Source organism: Bradyrhizobium ontarionense, from assembly GCF_021088345.1.
Taxonomy (GTDB): Bacteria; Pseudomonadota; Alphaproteobacteria; order Rhizobiales; family Xanthobacteraceae; genus Bradyrhizobium; species Bradyrhizobium ontarionense.
Genome location: NZ_CP088156.1, coordinates 2,499,448 through 2,518,536, shown reverse-complemented (window position 1 = coordinate 2,518,536; position 19,089 = coordinate 2,499,448). Strand labels below are relative to the sequence as shown.

19 protein-coding genes are annotated in these 19,089 nt (G+C 64.5%); 12 read left to right on the top strand and 7 right to left on the bottom strand.

Annotated elements, in window-relative coordinates:
* Positions 1-5 precede the first annotated feature (5 nt).
* Positions 6-257 carry a hypothetical protein gene (locus LQG66_RS11425; RefSeq protein WP_231326323.1) on the top strand — a complete coding sequence of 84 codons (252 nt, stop codon included), beginning with the start codon at positions 6-8 and terminating at the stop codon, positions 255-257.
* On the opposite strand, the gene LQG66_RS11420 is transcribed toward LQG66_RS11425, so the two are convergent.
* The gene (locus tag LQG66_RS11420; protein ID WP_231326322.1) at positions 258-962 is read right to left on the bottom strand and encodes a transglycosylase domain-containing protein; all 705 of its coding nucleotides are present in this window, start codon (positions 960-962) and stop codon (positions 258-260) included.
* Between the two features lie 289 nt (positions 963-1,251).
* Here LQG66_RS11420 and LQG66_RS11415 point away from each other — a divergent pair, with 289 nt between their 5' ends.
* The 3 genes from LQG66_RS11415 to LQG66_RS11405 all read left to right on the top strand — a co-directional run bounded on the left by LQG66_RS11415 (position 1,252) and on the right by LQG66_RS11405 (position 3,955).
* Positions 1,252-1,995 (top strand): 2OG-Fe(II) oxygenase, encoded by a 744-nt coding sequence (locus LQG66_RS11415; protein WP_231326321.1) that lies wholly within the window; start codon positions 1,252-1,254, stop codon positions 1,993-1,995.
* Between the two features lie 5 nt (positions 1,996-2,000).
* Positions 2,001-2,654, top strand: coding sequence for a DNA oxidative demethylase AlkB (alkB, locus tag LQG66_RS11410; protein WP_231326320.1), 654 nt, complete (start codon positions 2,001-2,003; stop codon positions 2,652-2,654).
* A 74-nt stretch (positions 2,655-2,728) separates the two neighbouring features.
* Complete coding sequence (locus tag LQG66_RS11405) at positions 2,729-3,955, top strand: MFS transporter (protein ID WP_231326319.1); 1,227 nt, start codon at positions 2,729-2,731, stop codon at positions 3,953-3,955.
* Between the two features lie 34 nt (positions 3,956-3,989).
* Here LQG66_RS11405 and LQG66_RS11400 read toward each other — a convergent pair whose 3' ends face one another.
* Genes LQG66_RS11400 through hpaH form a run of 5 tightly spaced genes read right to left on the bottom strand, consistent with a single transcriptional unit; the run spans position 3,990 to position 9,282 of the window.
* Entirely contained in the window at positions 3,990-5,615 is a 1,626-nt protein-coding gene (locus tag LQG66_RS11400) for a thiamine pyrophosphate-dependent enzyme (RefSeq protein WP_231326318.1), read from the bottom strand.
* Between the two features lie 21 nt (positions 5,616-5,636).
* Positions 5,637-6,509, bottom strand: a complete 873-nt coding sequence (locus LQG66_RS11395; protein WP_231326317.1) for a fumarylacetoacetate hydrolase family protein — start codon at positions 6,507-6,509, stop codon at positions 5,637-5,639.
* Between the two features lie 12 nt (positions 6,510-6,521).
* Entirely contained in the window at positions 6,522-8,060 is a 1,539-nt protein-coding gene (hpaE, locus tag LQG66_RS11390; RefSeq protein WP_231326316.1) for a 5-carboxymethyl-2-hydroxymuconate semialdehyde dehydrogenase, read from the bottom strand.
* The gene (locus tag LQG66_RS11385; RefSeq protein WP_231326315.1) at positions 8,053-8,451 is read right to left on the bottom strand and encodes a 5-carboxymethyl-2-hydroxymuconate Delta-isomerase; all 399 of its coding nucleotides are present in this window, start codon (positions 8,449-8,451) and stop codon (positions 8,053-8,055) included. Before LQG66_RS11385 ends, hpaE begins: the two co-directional genes overlap by 8 nt.
* 24 nt (positions 8,452-8,475) lie before the next feature.
* Entirely contained in the window at positions 8,476-9,282 is an 807-nt protein-coding gene (gene hpaH / locus LQG66_RS11380) for a 2-oxo-hept-4-ene-1,7-dioate hydratase (RefSeq protein ID WP_231326314.1), read from the bottom strand.
* Between the two features lie 114 nt (positions 9,283-9,396).
* On the opposite strand from hpaH, the gene hpaR reads away from it, so the two are divergent.
* From hpaR to LQG66_RS11340, 8 genes are all read left to right on the top strand, one after another.
* Positions 9,397-9,912 (top strand): homoprotocatechuate degradation operon regulator HpaR, encoded by a 516-nt coding sequence (hpaR, locus tag LQG66_RS11375; protein ID WP_231326313.1) that lies wholly within the window; start codon positions 9,397-9,399, stop codon positions 9,910-9,912.
* A 273-nt stretch (positions 9,913-10,185) separates the two neighbouring features.
* Positions 10,186-11,331 carry an ABC transporter substrate-binding protein gene (locus LQG66_RS11370; protein ID WP_231326312.1) on the top strand — a complete coding sequence of 382 codons (1,146 nt, stop codon included), beginning with the start codon at positions 10,186-10,188 and terminating at the stop codon, positions 11,329-11,331.
* A gap of 89 nt (positions 11,332-11,420) precedes the next feature.
* Complete coding sequence (locus tag LQG66_RS11365) at positions 11,421-12,293, top strand: branched-chain amino acid ABC transporter permease (RefSeq protein ID WP_231326311.1); 873 nt, start codon at positions 11,421-11,423, stop codon at positions 12,291-12,293.
* Positions 12,290-14,071, top strand: coding sequence for a branched-chain amino acid ABC transporter ATP-binding protein/permease (locus LQG66_RS11360; protein ID WP_231326310.1), 1,782 nt, complete (start codon positions 12,290-12,292; stop codon positions 14,069-14,071). Before LQG66_RS11365 ends, LQG66_RS11360 begins: the two co-directional genes overlap by 4 nt.
* On the top strand, positions 14,071-14,796 hold the full coding sequence (locus LQG66_RS11355; RefSeq protein ID WP_231326309.1) for an ABC transporter ATP-binding protein: 726 nt from the start codon (positions 14,071-14,073) through the stop codon (positions 14,794-14,796). The genes LQG66_RS11360 and LQG66_RS11355 overlap by 1 nt, the downstream gene beginning before the upstream one ends.
* 15 nt (positions 14,797-14,811) lie before the next feature.
* On the top strand, positions 14,812-15,897 hold the full coding sequence (locus tag LQG66_RS11350; RefSeq protein WP_231326308.1) for a malate/lactate/ureidoglycolate dehydrogenase: 1,086 nt from the start codon (positions 14,812-14,814) through the stop codon (positions 15,895-15,897).
* Between the two features lie 128 nt (positions 15,898-16,025).
* Positions 16,026-16,805 carry an HpcH/HpaI aldolase family protein gene (locus LQG66_RS11345; protein WP_231326307.1) on the top strand — a complete coding sequence of 260 codons (780 nt, stop codon included), beginning with the start codon at positions 16,026-16,028 and terminating at the stop codon, positions 16,803-16,805.
* A gap of 129 nt (positions 16,806-16,934) precedes the next feature.
* Entirely contained in the window at positions 16,935-18,458 is a 1,524-nt protein-coding gene (locus LQG66_RS11340) for a UxaA family hydrolase (RefSeq protein ID WP_231326306.1), read from the top strand.
* Between the two features lie 154 nt (positions 18,459-18,612).
* Here LQG66_RS11340 and LQG66_RS11335 read toward each other — a convergent pair whose 3' ends face one another.
* Positions 18,613-18,810, bottom strand: coding sequence for a hypothetical protein (locus tag LQG66_RS11335; RefSeq protein WP_008964013.1), 198 nt, complete (start codon positions 18,808-18,810; stop codon positions 18,613-18,615).
* Between the last annotated feature and the right edge of the window lie 279 nt (positions 18,811-19,089).

The following is a 19,089-nucleotide window of genomic DNA, read 5'->3' as shown; positions in this document are numbered from 1 at the left end:
CTCAGGTGTCGAATGACATTCAGGTTGGCGACCGTGTGAGGCTGCTCGGCTTGCCCGATTGGCTGCTGCATGACTTGCCCGCGAGCGAGCAAACGGAGATGCGCGGCTTCATTGGCCAATCATGCGCGGTCAGTGACATTGACGCTTGTGGCTACTATTGGCTTGGATTCGGTACGACTGTCGAAGACGCCGATGGCGCTCGCTACACCGGCCACACATTCTGTGTTCCGCGCGACCTCATCGAACGCGAGGGGTGATCAGGGATGGCGTGGCTGCCGATCGATGGCGGGGAGCGGGGCGGCCTTGGCCGCCGCGGCCTGGGCCTGGTCGATGAAGCCGGCGGACAGCATCCGGTCGATGATGACGTCGCGGCCGCTGTGCTCCAGACGGCGGTACGGGGGATACCGAAAGCGGGCGATGAGAAAAGCGATGTCTTCGACCTTGAGATCAGCCAGGGATTTGTCGAAATACGCGCCGGCCGCGGCTGCGACGCCAACGGTGCCGCGGCCGAGATAGGTGTCATTCAAATACGATTCCAGGATACGCTCGCGCGACAGGGTCCGCTCGAGACGTCCCATGAAGACGAGGCTGCCGACGTGCCAGTCCAGGCCGCGGCAACATTCGGGAGCCAGAACATGCAGGCAATTGCGGGTGACCTGAAAGGTGATCCTCGAATCGGGGCGGCGTCCGTCACCCTTGACAAGGGCTGCCAACATCGCCGGCAGCATGAGATTGGGCCGCGTGAGGAAGTCGGCGCCATTTGATGCAATGGCAGTCTGGCGCAGATGCAGCGGCATGTCAGCCAGCGGAACGTAGGGAGTTCCAGCTTCGTCCACACAGAGATGGCCATTGGCAGGACGTGCCGCGAGCTCGGCTTCCGTGGGCACGCCGAGGTGATACTCGGCGTACCAGATCGTATAGACCTCGGCGTAAATCCGCAGCACGACGGCGATCGAGAGCACGGCCAGGATCGGCTTGCCGAACAGGATGAAGAGGCGTTTGGTGCGTGGGCGTTGCATCGTCAGAAGATTGGTTCCGTTCAGTGCGCTCCGGTTCATCGGGTCTTTCCGGTGCTATGACGCCAAGACGTCCAGGAAACGGGTGGCCGCCGCGGCCCTTTCTGTCACACCATCGTCATTCCGGGATGCGCGCCCTTGCGCGCAGGCCCGGAATCCATAACCACGATCGGGCGTATGGATTCCGGGCTCGTCGCTTCGCGCCGCCCTGGAATGACACGGTGGGATTTGCGATATGGCCACATTCAAGCAGGCTGCTCTGAGCATCGATCCACCCGCGGCGGCCGGCATCGACGCGATCGACTGGGCGTTGGTCGAACACGAGCTCGATGCGCGCGGCTGTGCCGTATTGACGCAGTTGCTGCGGCCAGACGACTGTCGCGCGTTGGCGGCGCTCTATCCGGACGACATCCACTTTCGCAGCCGCGTCGTCATGGCGCGGCACGGCTTCGGCCGCGGCGAGTACAAATATTTCAGCTATCCGCTGCCGGATCCGATCGCGCAGCTGCGGCCTCAGCTCTATGCGCATCTGGTCCCGTTCGCCAACCGCTGGAACGCGACGATGGGGATCGATGTCCAATACCCGGGCGAGCACGCAGCGTTCCTTGCCCGCTGCCATCAGGCCGGCCAGACAAGGTCGACGCCGTTGCTGCTGCAATATGTCGAGGGCGACTACAACTGCCTGCACCAGGACCTCTATGGTGAGCACGTGTTTCCGCTGCAGGTCGCAATCCTTCTGTCCGAGCCGGGGCGCGATTTCGAGGGTGGCGAGTTCGTCTTGACCGAACAGCGGCCGCGCATGCAGTCGCGCGCGGAAGTGGTGCCGCTGCGGCAGGGCGATGCCGTGGTGTTCGCGGTCCACAATCGCCCGGTGCAGGGCACGCGCGGCAGCTACCGCGTCAACATGCGCCACGGCGTCAGCCGGCTGCGCGCCGGCCGGCGCCATACGCTGGGCGTGATCTTTCACGATGCGAAGTGAGGGGCATGACGGCTGATCTGTTCGATGGACTCGAGACGGCCGGCGCGGACCGCGAACAGCTCGCGCCGGGTGCTGTGATCCTGCGTGGCTTCGCGCGGCCGCATGAGACCGAGCTGATTGCCGCGATCGGAGCGATCACGGCCCAGGCGCCGTTCCGCCGCATGGTGACGCCGGGCGGCCATCAGATGTCGGTGGCGATGACGAATTGCGGCTCTTTGGGCTGGGTGACTGACCGCAGCGGCTATCGTTACGATCCGGTCGATCCCGAGAGCGGCAAGCCGTGGCCACCGATGCCGCCACTGTTTCGTGAGCTCGCCGAGCAGGCCGCAACCGATGCCGGCTTTCCCCGCTTCGCCCCTGACGCCTGCCTGATCAACCGCTACGAGCCTGGCGCCAAGATGTCGCTGCATCAGGATCGCGACGAGCGCGATATCGGCGCGCCGATCGTCTCGGTCTCGCTTGGGCTGCCCGCCACCTTCCTGTTCGGTGGCCTCAAGCGTACGGACAAGACGCAACGCTACCGGCTCGTTCATGGCGACATCGTCGTCTGGGGCGGCCCGGCGCGATTGGCCTTTCACGGCGTGGCGCCGCTCCCCGACGGCGAGCATGGCCTGCTCGGCCGCCAGCGGGTCAATCTGACGTTCCGCCGCGCCCGCTGATGCTGACCGTTCCGTGATCTCAGCTCATTTGCAACACACCCCCCTGGCCTTATGCTGCGCCCGGGAGAGTGGCTATGAGCATTGTCGAACTTGCGGATGAGCGTTCGCCGGCGGCGACTCGGCTTGGACTTCACCTTGCGCTGCTGCAACTGGTGTTCACCCTGCTGTGGACCACCTATGTGATCTATCTGCCGAAGCTCGCGGTCCAGGTCGGCATCGCGCCGTCGGCGGTCATCCTGATCCTGATGATGGATCAGGCGATCTTCACGCTCTCGGATACGGCGATGGGAATTGCCGCGGATCGCATCGCGCGCGTCGCCGTGCGGTTCGGGATCTTCATCGGACTGCTGACTGCGGCGTCATGCGCGACCTTCGTCGCGCTGCCATTCGTGGCTGCATCATCCAGCCCGGCGATGTTCATCGGTCTGATCGTGATCTGGGCGATCACCTCCTCGGTGCTGCGCGCGCCGCCGCTCACCTTGCTGGGCCGCCATGCGGCGCGACCCCGCATTCCGTTTCTGGCGGCGCTGGTGATGCTCGGCTATGGCTTGGCCGGCGCCGTATCGCCCTATCTCGGCATCGTGCTGCGCGATCACGATCCGCAACTGCCATTCATCATCTCGTCAATCGTGCTGCTGTTGACCGCGCTCGGCCTGTCGCGCGTCCCGCGCGACGGCGGCCCGACCGTCAAGCCGGCATCCGCGCCCGCCGGGCTGAAGCCTTTCGGCCGCCTGCACATGCTGTTCGTCGGCGCGATGGTGATCCTCGCGCTCGGCTACCAGCTGCATTTCAGCATCAACAGCGAGGCCTTCTATCTCCGGCTTGCGACGCCGGGCGATCTGCCGTGGCTGATGCCGGTGTTCTGGATCGGCTTCAACATCGCGCTGTTTCCCGCCAGCGCGGTCGTCAAGCGTCGCGGCGGTCTCATCGTGATGGGGATTGCGGGCCTGTTTGGCGCGATCGCGATCGTCATGGCCGAGATTGCCGGCGCGCTGAATGTGCTCATCGTTGCGCAGTTCATTGCGGGCGCGGCCTGGGGCTGCATGATGATGAGCGCAATTTCGGTGGCGCTCTGGATCGGCACGCGGGGAGCCGAGGGCAAGGAGACCGGGCTGGTGTTCTCCGCGTTGGCGCTTGCCACATTCGCGCGGATGGCCGCGGTTGCCGGCGGCTTACAGAAGCTGCCGGACTACGCACCGCTGGTGCGCTGGGCGCCCGTTGCCTGCTGGCTCGTCGCCGGCGCCGGCCTGCTGGTGATGGCCGCCGTGGGATTGCAGGGACGGCGCGCGTCTCCGTCCTGACGCTGATCTCCGCGCGGCCGTGCGCCAATCGGGCCTACGGCTTCGGCGGATGGATGAAGGTCCAGGGCGACACCTCGGAATCCCGGGGAACCTCGACCTCGATCAGATACGGCCCGCCATGCGCCAGCGCCGTCTCGAGTGCGGACCTGAACTGATCCGGGCCCGTGACGCGGCTCGCAGAAACGCCGAACGACTCGGCGAGCTTGACGAAATCCGGATTGACCAGATCGGAGGCAACCACGCGGCCGTCGAAGCGCTCGCGCTGGTCGCGCCGGACATTGCCGTAAGAGTTGTTGTTGAACACCAAGGTGACGACGCCGATATTGTATTGCACAGCGGTCGCGAGTTCCTGGACGGCGAACATGAAGCCGCCGTCGCCGGTGATCGCGACCACCGGTCTGTCGGGATGAGCCACCTTGGCGCCGAGCGCGGTCGGAAAGCCCGCGCCGAGCGTGCCTTGATAGCCCGACGTGATGAAGGTGCGCGGCTCGTAGACGGGAAAGCCGTACCAGGAGGCGAAGCCGACCTGCGACAGCTCGTCGGTGACGATGGCGTCATGCGGCAGCACCTCGCGCAGCACGTTCAGATAGGCCATCTGCGGCTGCACCTTCTGGATCTCCTGCAAGCTCGCTGCGCTGGCTTCGCGAATAGCCGCGCGGCGGCCCGACGTCTTGCGATATCCGGTCTTGGTGACGGCGGCGGCGAGCGCGGCGGTGCCCGCTTTCGCGTCGGCCACGATGCCGGCGTCGACGATGAGGCGCCGCATCTCGGCGGGATCGATGTCGATGCGGATCGACTTCAATCCGTCCGGCTTGAACGGCCAGCGGAACGTGGTCGGCAGCTCCATGCGGCTGCCGATTCCGATCATCAAGTCCGTGGTTGGCCAGAGCTTGTAGGCCGCGGCCATGGTGAGCCCGAGCTCATGCGCATTGGACACGATGCCGCGCCCGGAGCGGAAGGCGACCACCGGCGCGTCGATCATCTCGGCCAGTTCGAGGATCTCCTCGCGCGCCTCGATCGCGCCGGCGCCGACGAAGATCATTGGCGCCTTGGCGCCTGTGATCAGCGCGGCCGCCTTGGCGATGCGGTCCGGGTCGGGTTGCGGCGGCGTGAACTGCGGCAGCGGCTTCGCGGCGGCCGTTTCGGCCTTCTGCGTGAACACGTCCCACGGCATCTCCAGTGCGGTCGGGCCGCGTCGCCCCGACAACATCTCCTGGAAGGCGCGTGCGACCAGCGTCGGCGCTGAAGCAGGATATTCGATACGCTCGGCCCATTTGACGAAGCTGCGCAAGGTCGCGAGCTGATCGGGCATCTCGTGCAGGTGGCCACGGCCACGGCCGAGATAATCGGTCGGCACCTGGCCGGTGAGGCACAGCACCGGTTCGTTGCAGCCGAAGGCGGTGAGCAGCGCGGCGCCGGCATTGAGTACGCCTGGACCCGGCACGACGCTGAACACGCCGGGCTTGCCGCTCGCGCGGGCATAGCCGAACGCCATGTAGCCGCAGGCCTGCTCGTGACGGGCGCCGACGACCTTCAACTGTGCCTGATGGAACGCGTCGAACAGGCCGTAGATCTGCGCGCCGGGCAGGCCGAACACGGTGTCGACGCCGTGGGCAACGAGCCCGCTGACGATGGCTTCGCCGCCGGTCATGGTGGTCATGCGTAGGTTCCGTTCCTGATTTTACAGAGCTTCGTCGACGACGCCGTTGCGCAACGTGCCGACGCCTTCGGCGGCGATCTCTATGACGTCGCCGGGCTTGAGGTAGCGCGGCGGATCGAACCGTGCACCGGCGCCGGTCGGCGTGCCCGTCACGATCACGTCACCGGGCACCAGCGTCGTGAAGGTCGAGATGTAGTTGATGAGATAGCGGAAGCCGAACATCAGCCGCGACGTGCGGTCGTCCTGGCGCAGCTCGCCATTGACGCGCGTGGTCAGCCGGATGTCGGCGATCTGGCTCTCATCGGTGTAGGGCACGATCCAGGGGCCGAGGCTGCCGGCCGAGTCGAAGTTCTTGCCCTGGGTCACATTGAACTTGGCGTGTCGCACCCAGTCGCGGATCGTGCCCTCGTTGCAGAGCGTGAGCGCCGCGATGTGATCGAGCGCCTGGCTTTCCGGGATATGACGGCCGGCCTTGCCGATGATCAGCACGAGCTCGCCTTCGTAGTCGAGCTGCGGCGAGGCGCGCGGGCGCACCAGCGGTGTCTCATGGCCGATGAAGGAGCGCGGTGCCCGCATGAACATCGACGGATATTTCGGCGCGTCCTGGCCGTCCTTGTACTCGGCGTTGCGATCGGGATAGTTGACGCCGATGCAGATGATCTTCTCCGGCGAGGGGATCGGCGGCAGCCAAGTGATCGCGTCGAGATCGTGATCGGGCGAAAGCCTGGAGGCGGCATCGATCAGCCGCGGCAGGGCGCCCGCTGCGATCACCTCGCGCAGGGTCCGATAGTCCTTGGCAAAGAGCGCGGAGAGATCGACGAGGCCGTTGTCGGTCGCCAATCCGTAGCGGACCGAGCCGTCGACGGCATAGGTGGCGAGGCGAGGGGAGGTCATGGGCATCTGTCCTTACACGCCGAGCCGCTGGATCTTGTGGGTGCCGCGCGCGAGCGAGACGTGCTTCGTCTCCATGTAGAAGTCGAACGAATAGTCGCCGCCGTCGCGGCCGATTCCGGACGCCTTCATGCCGCCGAACGGCGTCGGCAGATGGCGGACATTCTCCGAGTTCAGCCAGATCATGCCGGCCTCGAGCGCGTCGGCGACGCGCAGTGCCCGGCCCATGTCGTTGGTCCAGACGTAGCCGGTGAGGCCGTATTGCACGTCATTGGCGATCGCGATCGCGTCCGTCTCGTCGCGGAATGGGATCACGGTCAGGAACGGCCCGAATACCTCCTCCTGGGCGACACGCATGGTCTGGCTCGCGCCGGTGACCAGCGTCGGCTCGACATAGTGGCCGCCGCCCGGACCATCGAACGGCTTGCCGCCGACGGCGATGATCGCGCCGTCCTGGCGCGCGATGTCGACATAGGAGCAAACCTTGGCGAGATGCCGCTCATGGATCAGCGGCCCGATCTCTGTGGCCGGATCGAGCGGATGGCCAACCTTCAGCGCGCGCACGCGGGCGGCGAGCTTGGCCGTGAAGGTCTCGGCGATGCTCTGCTGAACGAGCAGCCGGCTGGACGAGGTGCAGCGCTCCCCATTGAGCGAGTAGATCATGAACACGACCGCATCGAGCGCGCGCTCAAGATCGGCATCGTCGAACACGATGACCGGGTTCTTGCCGCCGAGCTCGAAATGCACACGCTTCAAGGTCGGTGCGCCCTGCGCCATGATCGCAGATCCCGTCGAACTCTCGCCGACGAAGCCGATGGCCTTGATCGCGGGATGCTCGGTCAACGCCTTGCCGGCCTCTTCGCCGAAGCCGTGGACGGTGTTGAGCACGCCATCGGGAATGCCGGCCTCCTTGGCGAGCTTCGCGAGCCATTGCGCCGTGATCGGCGACCACTCCGCCGGCTTGTGCACGACCGTGCAGCCGGCCGCGAGCGCCGGCGCGATCTTCCAGGTCGACAGCATGAACGGCGTGTTCCACGGCGTGATCACGCCCACGGGGCCGATCGGCACCCGGGTCGAGATGTTCCAATGCTCATCGCTCGGCGTGCTCTGGCCATCGCGGGCCTCCATGCATTTGTCGGCGAAGAACCGGAAGTTCTCGGCGGCCCGGAGCGCGGCCTTGGCCATGAAGCGGTAGGCTTGCCCGGTGTCGATGCATTCGAGGACAGCGATGTCCTCGGCATTGGCTTCGATCGCGTCGGCCAGGCGATGCAACAACTTGCGCCGCATGGCGGGCGCCATGTCGCGCCATGATTTGAAGGCCAGCGATGCCGCCGTCGCGGCGCGGTCGATATCCTCGGCATTGCCGCGCGCGACCTTGGCCAGCACGGTGCCGTCGATCGGGGATTTCGTCTCGAACGTCGCGCCCGAGATCGCCGGCACGACCTTGCCATCGATGAAGTGGCCGATGCCCTCGTCCTTCAGCTTGGCGAGCAGGGGGACGGCGCGGTCGAGATTGGCTTTGTAGATGTCGGCTTTTGGAGTGGCCTTATCCATGGGATGCCTCCGCTTTCAGGGCGTCGTGGATGTTGTTGCGTTTCCAGCTGGTCGCGGCGTCGTTGATCTGCATGTCGAAAGACAGTGCGAACTTGCTGTTCGCGAAGACCGGATCGAGATGGGCCGACAGCGCCTTGAAGACGTGCGCGCCCGCGGTCTTGCGCGCCGCGAGGTCGCGGCCTTCGCCGAGTCGCAGCAGCATCGCGAGGAAGCCGTAGTCGGACTTGCCGTCGGCAACCGCATAGTGCTCGCAGCGGATCGCGCGGACGCGAATGCCGCCGGTCGGAAAGATGCCGGTCTCGCTGGCGGCCTTGCGGACGATCTCACAAACCTCGCTCATATCGAGACGCGAATCGAGATTGGCTGAGTATTCGATGCTGAAATGCGGCATGGTGCGGTCGCTCCGGAGCAGGCGTCAGGCGAAATAACAGCTCACCGTCCCGTAGGGACCGTAGTCGGCCTGGATGGTGTCGCCCTGGCGGGCCTCGATCGGCCGGATGAAGGAGCCCGCCAGCACCACCTGTCCCGGTTCCAGTGCGAGGCTGTGAACGGCGATCTTGTTGGCAAGCCAGGCCACGGCGGTCGCCGGGTTGTTCAGCACGCCGGCGGCCAGGCCTGTCTCTTCCAACTGCCCGTTCTTATGACAGAGCGCGCCGATCCAGCGCAGGTCGACGTCGAGCGGCCGCAGCGGCCGGCCGCCGAGCACGATGCCGGCATTCGCCGCATTGTCGGCGATGGTGTCGAAGATCTTGCGCGTCGCCTTGGTCTCGGGATCGACGCGCTCGATCCGCGTGTCGAGAATCTCCAATGCCGGCACGACGAAATCGGTCGCGTTGAGCACGTCGAACAGCGTGCAGTCCGGCCCTGAGAGGCGGTGCTTCATGACGAAGGCGAGCTCAGCCTCGATGCGCGTCGCGATGAAGCGGTCAGACGGCACGAGCCCGCCATCGGCAAAGAACATGTCATCGAGCAGCACGCCGGAGTCAGGCTCATCGATGTTCAGCGCGCTCTGCATCGCCTTCGACGTGAGACCGATCTTGTGCCCCTTGATGATCCGGCCCTCGGCGACCTTGAGGTTGATCCACGCCTGCTGGATCGCGTAGGCGTCCGCGACGGTGATGCTGGGAAACTCCTGAGAGAGCTGCCTGATCTGGCGGCGGCTCTTCTCGGCCTGATCCAGGCGCAGCGCGCAGCTGTGAATCTGGTCGTTCGTCAGGGGCATGAGAGGATCCCTCGGAAAAGAGCTGGCGGCAGATGATTAACATGTTAAGTTTCTGTCGGCAAATCCAAACGACATTTGTTGCGGTGCAAATATCTGGGCGGCTGGGGTGGTGAGATGAGCGAGACCAGGGCCAGAGGCGCGAGGCCAACAGCGAAGCGCATGCGCCAGGTGCCGATGCGCGACTTCTCGCAATCGCTGCCGATGGCGCTGTTGCGCGCGCGTGAGGCGGTGATGCGGCAATTCCGCCCCAGTCTGCGCGAGCATGGGCTGACCGAGCAGCAATGGCGCATCCTGCGCGCGCTGGCGGCGGTCGATGCCATCGAGGTGACGGAGCTGGCGCGCGTCGCATTCCTGCTCGGTCCCAGCCTGTCGCGAATCCTGCGCGATCTCGAGGCGCGCGGCCTGATCCAGCGCGAGGTCGACACGCGCGACATGCGCAGGGGTGTGCTGTCGATTTCCACGAGGGGCATGAAGTTGATCGCGCAGGTCGCGCCTGGTTCGGAGGCGATCTATGCGTCCATCGCCAGCCGCTATGGCGTTCGCAAGCTTGCCGCGCTGCAAAAAATGCTCGCGGAGCTGGAGGGCAGTCTCGCGGAATTCGGCGAGTCGGAAGAGGCGGGTGACGTGTGAGAGCAAATTTGCATGAGCATAGGAAGGTGACGCATAGCTCGTGCATAGGTGTTAGGCATGATGAAGGCGCCGGAGACCCGATTGTCATCGCCGTGGCAACGAAACTGGTGGCGACCTATGAAGTTGCCGCGATATCAATTTACGGATGGGACAAGAGTCCTTAAACAAGCACAGGAGCTCGTGGTCCTGTAGAGACGCCGAGCACATGAGACGGCCATATAACAAGCCGGGTACATAATAAGCCGCGAAAGAATTGCGGTCAGGGAGGAATCTATGAAGCTCACGAGACGCGAATTCGCGGCCGGCATCGCCGCCGGCCTTGCAGCCCCCGCCGTCATCACCAGCGCCCGCGCGCAGGCCGCGACCATCAAGATCGGCATGTGCGCACCGGTCACGGGGCCGGCGGCGGAATCCGGCGGCTACGCGATCAAGGGCGCCAAGCTCGCGCTGGAAGCCGTCAACAAGGCCGGCGGTATTCTCGGCAAGCAGGCCGAACTGATCATCGAGGACGACCAGACCACCAATCCCGGCATCGTGCTGGCCTTCTCCAAGCTGGCCGCGCAGTCCGACATCGTGGCTTTCCTCGGTTCGATCCGCTCGACCCAGGTCCACGCGATTTCACCCGACGTGATGAAGCTCGGCAAGCCGGTGATGATCGGCGGCACCGATCCGACGCTCACGCACATGGGCAATCAGTGGCTGTTCCGTTTCCGTCCCAATGACAGCTACTCGGGGCGCGTGATCGCCGATTATGGCGTCAACGTGCTCGGCAAGAAGAAGTGGGCGGTGCTGCACTCCACCGACGCCTTCGGAACCGCCGGCGGCAAGGCGCTCAGCTCCGCGCTGGAGAAGCTCGGCGCTCCCGCGGTGCTCGACCAGGGCTATGCCAACCAGAGCCAGGACTTCACCCCGGTCGTGCTCGCGATCAAGCAGTCGGGCGCCGACATTCTCGGCTCCTACTTCACCTTCGAGAACGATCTCGGCATCTTCGCCCGCCAATTGCGGCAGCTCGGCGTCAATATTCCGTGGGTCGGGTCGCCGTCGATCGTCAACATCACGGCGCTGAAGCTCGCCGGCCCGGCGCTGTACGGGACCTTTGGCGTCGCCGACTATGCCGAGGAGTCGAGCGAGGGTTCGAAGGTTTTCGGCAAGGTCTATCGAGACCTCGCCAAGGTAGCGCCGGACAACCAGAGCTCGTGGCCCTATGACGCCGTGACCGTGCTCGCGGCAGCGATCAACAAAGCCGGCTCGACCGATGCCGTGAAGGTGCGCGAGGCGATCCTGGCGATCAAGAAGTTCCCGGGTGCCGAAGGCGAGTATAATTTCGACCAGAACGGCGATGGGCTGCACGGCTACAATATCGTGCGGAACGAGAAGGGCACGATCGTCTTCGACAAGCATATCGAGTTCAACGACTGACCAAAGCCGCGCGCCTCCCTGGCTTGTCGCCGGGGAGGCCGCCTCCGACGCAACCGCGTTTCGGCTCCTCTCACCATCGTCGGTCTGTGATGGATCTCGTTCTCCAATTGCTGTTTACGGGCATCGGCATCGGCGCCGTCTACGCGCTGGTCGCGCTCGGATTCGTGCTGATCTTCCGCGCCACTAATGTGGTGAACTTCGCGCAAGGCGAGTTCTCCATGGTGGCGGCCTATCTGATGGTCGTGTGCGTCGAAATGGGACTGCCGTATTGGCTGTCCTTCGTGCTCGCTCTGGTGGGCATGGCGCTGCTCGGCGTGATCTTCAATCTCGGCGTCTATTATCCGCTGCGGCACCGCACCTATCTGCCGGTGATCATTGCGACCATCGGCGCCTCGATCCTGCTCGCCAACTCGGTGCTTGCGATCTACGGCCCGCAGCCGCAGGTGCTGCAGGGCTGGTTCGAGACGCCCGGCATTCAGCTCGGGCCGGTCTACCTCGACAGCCAGTATCTTCTGATCATCGCCGTGACGATCGCGCTCGTCATCTTCAATTACTGGTTCTTCGAGCACACGATGCTCGGCAAGAAGCTGCAGGCGACGTCGCAGGACAAGGAGATGGCCTCGCTGCTCGGCATCTCCGTTTCCACCATGATCATGATCACCTTCATCTATTCGGCGGTGCTCGGCGGGCTCGCCGGCATCCTGGTGGCGCCGATCCTGTTCGTCTCGATCCAGATGGGCTCGACCATCGCGCTGAAGGCGTTTGCGGCCACCATCATCGGCGGCTTCGGCGACGTCGCCGGCGCAATCATCGGCGGGCTCGCACTCGGCGTCATCGAGACGTTCGGCGCGGCTTACGTGTCCGTTCCGTACAAGGATGGCTTTGCCTTCCTGGTGCTGGTCGCCTTCCTGGTCTTCCGGCCGCAGGGCATCTTCGGCGAACGCGTGGCGGAGAAGGCATGAGCGTGGGGAGCGAAAACATGCCGGCCGCAGCGCCCGCCGTCAGCACGAGGCCCGCATTCGTCAGGCACGCGCCGTACTTCATCGCTGCGGCGATCGTCGTGGCGCTGGCCGCAACCATGCAGTTCGACGGCTATGTCCTCAACATCCTGATGCAGGCGACGACGTTCTCGATCGCGGTATTCGGGCTCTCGGTGGTGCTCGGCCTGTGCGGCCAGATCAACCTGGCGCAGGCCGCATTCTTCGGCTTCGGCGCCTATGCGGTCGGGATCGGCACCACCGACCTGCAGATGAACTACTGGTTGTGCCTTGGCGTGGGGTGTCTCGTCGCGCTGGCGGCTGGGGCATTCCTGGGCATGTCGACCCTGCGGCTCGGCGGGCACTACCTTGCGATGGTGACGATCTCGTTCCAGCAGATCGTGACGCTGGTCATGATCAACGCGATCTGGCTGACCCATGGACCCGACGGCGTCTCCAGGATCGGCCGTCCGGCGCTGTTTACGACCTCGCAGGGCTATCTCGCCTTCTGCGTCGCGATGCTGGCCATCGTAGGCTACCTAGTCTGGCATCTTCCGGATACCAAGCTCGGCCGCGCGATGCGGGCGGTCCGCGACAACGAGCTGGCCGCTGGCGTCAACGGCATCGATGTCTTCAGAACCAAGGTCTACGCCTTCGCGATCTGTGCCGCGCTGGGTGGGCTCGCCGGCGGTCTGTTTGCCGGCGGCTTTGCCTATGTCAGTCCGGATCAGTTCTCCTTCGCGGAATCGATCGTGTTCCTGACCATGTCGCTGCTCGGCGGCGTGGCCTCGCCGATCGGATCTGCGATCGGCACCGGTCTCCTGATCCTGATCCCGGAATGGCTGCGCTTCCTGAAGAGCGTGCCGGGCCTTTATCTGGCGATCTATGGCCTGTTCGTGATCCTGATCATCCGCTTCATGCCGGATGGCATCTGGGGCTTCGTCGCTGCGGCGCTGGACAAATGGCGCACGAAGATCAAGACGTCGCCCGCGACCAAGCCGCTGCAGCTCAAGCCGGCGGCGGTCGGCGGCGGCATCGTGCTGGAGGTGCAGGGACTGTCGAAGCATTTCGGCGGACTGAAAGCGGTCGACAATGTCGACATCGCGGTCAGACGCGGTGGCGTCCATGCTTTGATCGGGCCGAACGGCTCAGGCAAGACCACGACGCTGAACGTTCTGTCCGGACTCTACAAGGCGACCTCGGGTCGGATCGTGCTCGACGGCGTCGACATCACGACGATGCCGCCGCATCAGCGCACGGCGGCCGGGCTTGGCCGCACGTTCCAGAACATCCGGTTGTTCCGCTCGATGACCGCACTGGAAAATGTCGAGATCGGCGCCGAGCGTCCCGGCAATACAATGATCGGGGCAGGGGGCGGCGCTGCGCTCACCGAGCGCGCGATGGAGGCCTTGACCTTCGTCGGACTCGGCAGCCGCGCGAACGAGCCGATCACGAGCTTCTCCTATGGCCATCAGCGCCTGATCGAGATCGCCCGGGCACTCGCTTCCAATCCGACCCTGCTCCTGCTCGACGAGCCAGCGGCGGGCCTCAACTCGACCGAGAAGCTCGAATTGCACGAGCTGTTGAAGCGGATCGCCGCGCAGGGGCTCACCATCCTGATCATCGATCACGACATGACCCTGGTGTCGGAGGCCGCCCAGCACATCACCGTGCTCAATTTCGGACGCCGCATCGCGGACGGCGAGTCGATGGCGGTGCTGCGTCATCCCGACGTTGTCTCCGCCTATCTCGGGAGCGAATGATGGCGCTGTTGGACATCCGCGACCTCGTCGTTCGCTATGGAGAAATCGAGGCGCTGCGCGGCGTCTCCTTCAGCGTCGAGCAGGGCAAGGTCGTGACGTTGCTCGGCGCCAACGGTGCCGGCAAGTCGACCACCTTGCGTGCGATCTCCGGCCTCGCCAAGCCGGCCGCAGGCGAGATCCTGTTCGACGGCAAGTCGATCGCGGGCCTCGGGCCCGAGGCGATCGTGCGGCTCGGCATCTCGCATGTGCCGGAAGGTCGCAGGGTGTTTCCCGGTCTGACCGTGAAGGAGAACATCATGCTCGGCGCCTCGAACCGGCGCGCGCCGAAGAAGCAATTGTCCGATGAGGCCGATGCGATGTTCGATCTGTTTCCCGACATTCGCGCCTTCTCCAACGCGCTCGGTTGGACGCTGTCCGGCGGCCAGCTGCAGATGGTCGCGGTCGCCCGTGGCCTGATGGCGAAGCCGAAGCTGCTGCTGCTCGATGAGCCGTCGCTGGGGCTGGCGCCGGTGATCGTGCAGGCCGTGTTTCGCATCATTTCCGAGATCCGGCGCACCACCACGGTCTTGCTCGTCGAGCAGAATGCGCGCATGGGGTTGTCGGTCGCCGACTACGGCTACGTGCTGGAAACCGGACGCATCGTGCTCGGCGGCAAGCCCGACGAATTATGGGGCAACGAAGCCATTGCGGCCGCCTATCTCGGCGGCCATGCCAAAGCGGGTTAACTGGAAGTTCTGGTCATGGTCACCATCAAGGTTGAAAACCTCATCGATTTCGTCGCCGAATTGTTCGCACACGCCGACTCCTCGCCGGAAGAAGCGCGCCGGATCGCGACCTATCTCACGACGGCGAACCTGACGGGGCATGACAGTCACGGCGTGATCCGGGTCCCCGTTTATATCCGCTGGAAGAAGATGGGATCGATCGTGCCCAATCAGACGGCTGAGGTCGTCGTGGACACGCCGTCCCTCGTCGTCGTCGACGGCAAGTTCGGTTATGGCCAGACCGTGACGCCGCAGGCGGTGAAGATCGGCATCGAGCGATGCAAGGAGAGTGGGCTCGCAGCGCTGGCGCTGCGCAATTCCGGTCATCTCGGCCGTGTCGGTGACTGGGCGGAGATGGCCGCCGCCGAGGGGCTCGTGTCGATTCATTTCGTCACCGCTGCGGGCTCCCTGCTGGTCGCTCCTTATGGCGGCGTCGAGAAGCGGTTCTCCACTGCGCCGTACTGCGTCGGCATTCCGCGGCAGGGGCAGGACCCGATCGTGTTGGATTTTGCGACCTCGATCGTCGCCGAAGGCAAGGTGCTGGTGGCCAGCCGGGGCGGCAAGAAGCTGCCGAAGGGCGCGCTGATCGATGCCGATGGGACGCTGAGCGAAGATCCGTCCGTGCTGTACGGCCCTTATGAGATGGAGGGCACGCGCGACCATACCAAGGGAACCGGCGCGATCCGGGCGTTTGGTGAGCACAAGGGCTCGGGGCTCGCCTTCATCTGCGAGCTGCTCGGCGGCGCCTTGACCGGGACGGGGGCGACCTCGGCGAACCGGCGCTTTGCCAATGGCATGCTCGCGATCTACATCGACCCGAAGGTCGTCGACCCCGCCGCCTTCTTCGATGGCGAGATCACCCGCTACACGGATTTCATCCGCGCGACCAAGCCGGTGTCCGGCGTCGATCAGGTGCTGGTGCCGGGCGACCCGGAGCGCAAGATGCGGGCGGAGCGCACGGCCAACGGCGTACCCTTGCCCGATGACACCTGGGCGGCGATAGTGAACACGGCACGCGAGGTGGGCGTCAGCGAAGCGAGCATTCAGCGGGCGACATCGTGATATCAGGGTGATCGTGCGGCAACTCGATTGACGGCTGCGATAGAGCTGGCCGGCGCCGGCCGCCGATCACGAACGACGAGTTCGAACAACACGGATCGATTTGAACAAAAAGGGAAGGAAACGCAATCGTGGCTAACAATAAGGTCAAGCAGCTCTGGGCCGAAGGCAAGACGGTGGTGAATGCCTGGCTCGCGATCCCCTCGGGTTTCTCCGCGGAGGTCGTGGCCCAGTGTGGCTTCGACAGCGTCACCGTGGATATGCAGCATGGCGTGCAGGACTATCTCTCGATGGTGCAATGTTTCCAGGCCATGCATGGCCACCCGGTGACCCCGATGGTGCGTGTGCCCTGGAACGAGCCCGGCGTCATCGGCAAGGTGCTCGATGGCGGCGCCTACGGCGTGATCTGCCCGATGGTCAATACCGCGCAGGAGGCGCGCAACCTCGTTTCCTATTCCAAATATCCGCCGAAGGGTGTCCGCTCCAATGGTCCGATCCGCTCGGGCATGTACGGCGGCGCGGGCGAGTACCAGAAGACGGCCAACGACGAGATCGTGCTGCTGCCGATGATGGAGACCAGGACGGCGGTCGAGAACATGGAAGCCATCCTCGACGTCGAAGGCATCGACGGCGTCTATATCGGCCCGTCGGATCTCGGCTTCTCCTACGGCCTCGTGCCCAAGCTCGACCGCGATGAGCCCGAAATTCTCAAGATCTACGAAAAGATCGTGAAGGAATGCGGCAAGCGCGGCCTCAATCCCGGCATTCATTGCAGCGGCGCCGAGGGCGCGGTGCGCGCCATCAACATGGGCTTCAAGCTCGTGACCTTGTCGAACGAGGTCGGGCTGATGCAGATCTATGCCCGCATGCAGGTCGCGCAGACCCGGAAAGAGTCCGGCGGCAAGGCGTAAGAGATAAGAGAAGAGAGGAGACGAATGGCGAGCAGGGAGTAGCGAATAGGGATCCGTTCCATTCGCTATTCGCCACTCGCCATTCGCGTACTCGTTCACGATCGATGTATTGAAACGAGAGAGACCGCCATGGCTCCGACTCCCGTCATCCGCCTGCATCCCGAGGACAGCGTGCTGATCGCGCGCGCGAGCCTCCCCCCTGGGCTCGCGATCGCTGATGGCGTCACCACGGTGGACCGCATTCCGGCAGGTCACAAGGTCGCGGTGCGTCCGATCGCGCAAGGCGAGCCGATCCGCCGTTACGGCCAGATCATCGGTTTCGCCACCGCGCCGATCGCGCCGGGACAGCATGTTCACACCCAGAACTGCGGCATGGGCGATTTCGCCAAGGACTACGCCTACGGCGTGGACGTGAAGCCGACGCCGAATTTCGATCTTCCGGCGACGTTCGAGGGCATCCGCCGCCCGGACGGTCGCGTCGCGACCCGCAACTACATCGGCATTTTGACCTCGGTGAACTGCAGCGCGCATGTCGCGAGCCTGGTCGCCGACGTCTTCAAGAAGAATCCATTTACCGGCGACAACCCGCTGGCCGACTATCCCAATGTCGACGGCGTCGTGGCGCTGACCCATAAGACCGGCTGCGGAATGACGCTCGACGAGCCGCTGAAGCTGCTGCGCCGGACGCTTGGCGGCTACGCGCGGCACGTGAATTTTTCCGCGGTGATCGTACTTGGCCTTGGCTGCGAGGCCAATCAGATCGGCGGCCTGATGGAGGAGCAGAAGCTCGCCGGCCGCCTGCGGGCGATGGACATCCAGGAGGTCGGCGGCACCCGCAAGACCGTCGAGGCCGGCATTGCCTTCGTCAAGGATGCGCTCGCCGACGCCAACAAAGTGAGGCGCGAGACCGTTCCGGCCAGCGAACTGACGGTCGCCCTGCAATGTGGCGGCTCGGACGGCTATTCCGGCATCTCGGCAAATCCGGCACTCGGTGCGGCCAGCGATCTCCTGGTGCGACATGGTGGCACGGTGATTTTGTCCGAGACACCTGAGACATATGGCGCCGAGCATCTGCTGACGCGCCGCGCGGTCAGCCGCGACGTCGGTGAGAAGCTGGTCTCCCTGATGCGATGGTGGGAAGAATATACCGCGCGCGAAGGCGCCGAGATGAACGCCAATCCCAGCCCGGGGAACAAGGCGGGCGGCCTGACGACGATTCTCGAGAAGTCGCTCGGCGCGATGGCCAAGGCCGGCAGCACCAATCTGGTCGACGTGCTGCATTATGCAGAGGCGGTCACCAAGAAGGGCTTCGTGTTCATGGACACGCCCGGCTACGATCCGGTCGCGGCGACCGGGCAGGTGGCGGGAGGTGCCAATCTCGTCTGCTTCACGACCGGCCGCGGCAGCGTGTTCGGCTGCAAGCCGGCGCCATCCATCAAGCTGGCGACCAACACGCCGATGTACAAGCGGATGGAAGACGACATGGACGTCAACTGCGGAACCATCCTCGATGGCGAGGAGACGGTGCAGGAGTGCGGTCAACGCATCTTCGAGTTGATGCTGAAGACCGCCTCCGGGCAGCCGACCAAGAGCGAAAGCTTCGATTTCGGCGGAGCCGAGTTCGCGCCCTGGGTGCTCGGTGCGACAATGTAGCTGGGTAACTCAGCTATCGAGCCGGCCTGCATCTGATCACAGCTGAGATCGCAACATAGCTGAGATTTGATCGCAACTGAGATCAGATTGCAGGTGAGGAGCGCCGCTGCGGGCTGGCCGTGCTGGCCCTCGCGCGACAGCAGCGCCGGACAATTTACCGCTGGTGACCCAGTCCGATGCCGAGCGCCAGAGCCTTCTGGCGGAGCGAGCCCTCGGTCCGCTTCATCGCCTTGGCGATCTTGGCGACCGGGGTCTTGGACTTGGAGTGCTGCTTCAGCAGCTTGATGTCGGCCGGCGTGTAGGGCTTCCGAGCCAGCTTCTTCGTAGCTGCCTTCTTAGCTGTCTTAGCCACTTGATTCTCCTTTCAACGAGAGTGTCCTAAATAGCACGTGTAGTCGAGCTATCAAGCAATTGCGGCGGATGCAACGCTATTAGTTCTTGTTAGTTCATATTTCGGGGTTAACCCGAACTATGGCGATCCGGTCAATCTTCCGTGAGCATGTTCCGGGTTTCTGCTGTGGACAACTCGGCGGAAACGCGCAGTCCGCGGGCCGCTGTTCTGCACCCGTTCTTCAAATAACCGGCCGACATGCCGTGACCGGCAGGAAAAACGACCGGTTTGTGCCCCTGG

Bases quoted from the DNA above. Each gene is read 5' to 3' on its own strand.
- hpaH (WP_231326314.1), bottom strand. From the start codon at position 9,282: ATGCCCCTGACGAACGACCAGATTCACAGCTGCGCGCTGCGCCTGGAT.
- LQG66_RS11385 (WP_231326315.1), bottom strand. From the start codon at position 8,451: ATGCCGCATTTCAGCATCGAATACTCAGCCAATCTCGATTCGCGTCTC.
- LQG66_RS11350 (WP_231326308.1), top strand. From the start codon at position 14,812: ATGGTCACCATCAAGGTTGAAAACCTCATCGATTTCGTCGCCGAATTG.
- hpaE (WP_231326316.1), bottom strand. From the start codon at position 8,060: ATGGATAAGGCCACTCCAAAAGCCGACATCTACAAAGCCAATCTCGAC.
- LQG66_RS11360 (WP_231326310.1), top strand. From the start codon at position 12,290: ATGAGCGTGGGGAGCGAAAACATGCCGGCCGCAGCGCCCGCCGTCAGC.
- LQG66_RS11340 (WP_231326306.1), top strand. From the start codon at position 16,935: ATGGCTCCGACTCCCGTCATCCGCCTGCATCCCGAGGACAGCGTGCTG.
- LQG66_RS11370 (WP_231326312.1), top strand. From the start codon at position 10,186: ATGAAGCTCACGAGACGCGAATTCGCGGCCGGCATCGCCGCCGGCCTT.
- hpaR (WP_231326313.1), top strand. From the start codon at position 9,397: ATGAGCGAGACCAGGGCCAGAGGCGCGAGGCCAACAGCGAAGCGCATG.
- LQG66_RS11405 (WP_231326319.1), top strand. From the start codon at position 2,729: ATGAGCATTGTCGAACTTGCGGATGAGCGTTCGCCGGCGGCGACTCGG.
- LQG66_RS11355 (WP_231326309.1), top strand. From the start codon at position 14,071: ATGGCGCTGTTGGACATCCGCGACCTCGTCGTTCGCTATGGAGAAATC.
- LQG66_RS11365 (WP_231326311.1), top strand. From the start codon at position 11,421: ATGGATCTCGTTCTCCAATTGCTGTTTACGGGCATCGGCATCGGCGCC.
- LQG66_RS11400 (WP_231326318.1), bottom strand. From the start codon at position 5,615: ATGACCACCATGACCGGCGGCGAAGCCATCGTCAGCGGGCTCGTTGCC.
- LQG66_RS11415 (WP_231326321.1), top strand. From the start codon at position 1,252: ATGGCCACATTCAAGCAGGCTGCTCTGAGCATCGATCCACCCGCGGCG.
- alkB (WP_231326320.1), top strand. From the start codon at position 2,001: ATGACGGCTGATCTGTTCGATGGACTCGAGACGGCCGGCGCGGACCGC.
- LQG66_RS11395 (WP_231326317.1), bottom strand. From the start codon at position 6,509: ATGACCTCCCCTCGCCTCGCCACCTATGCCGTCGACGGCTCGGTCCGC.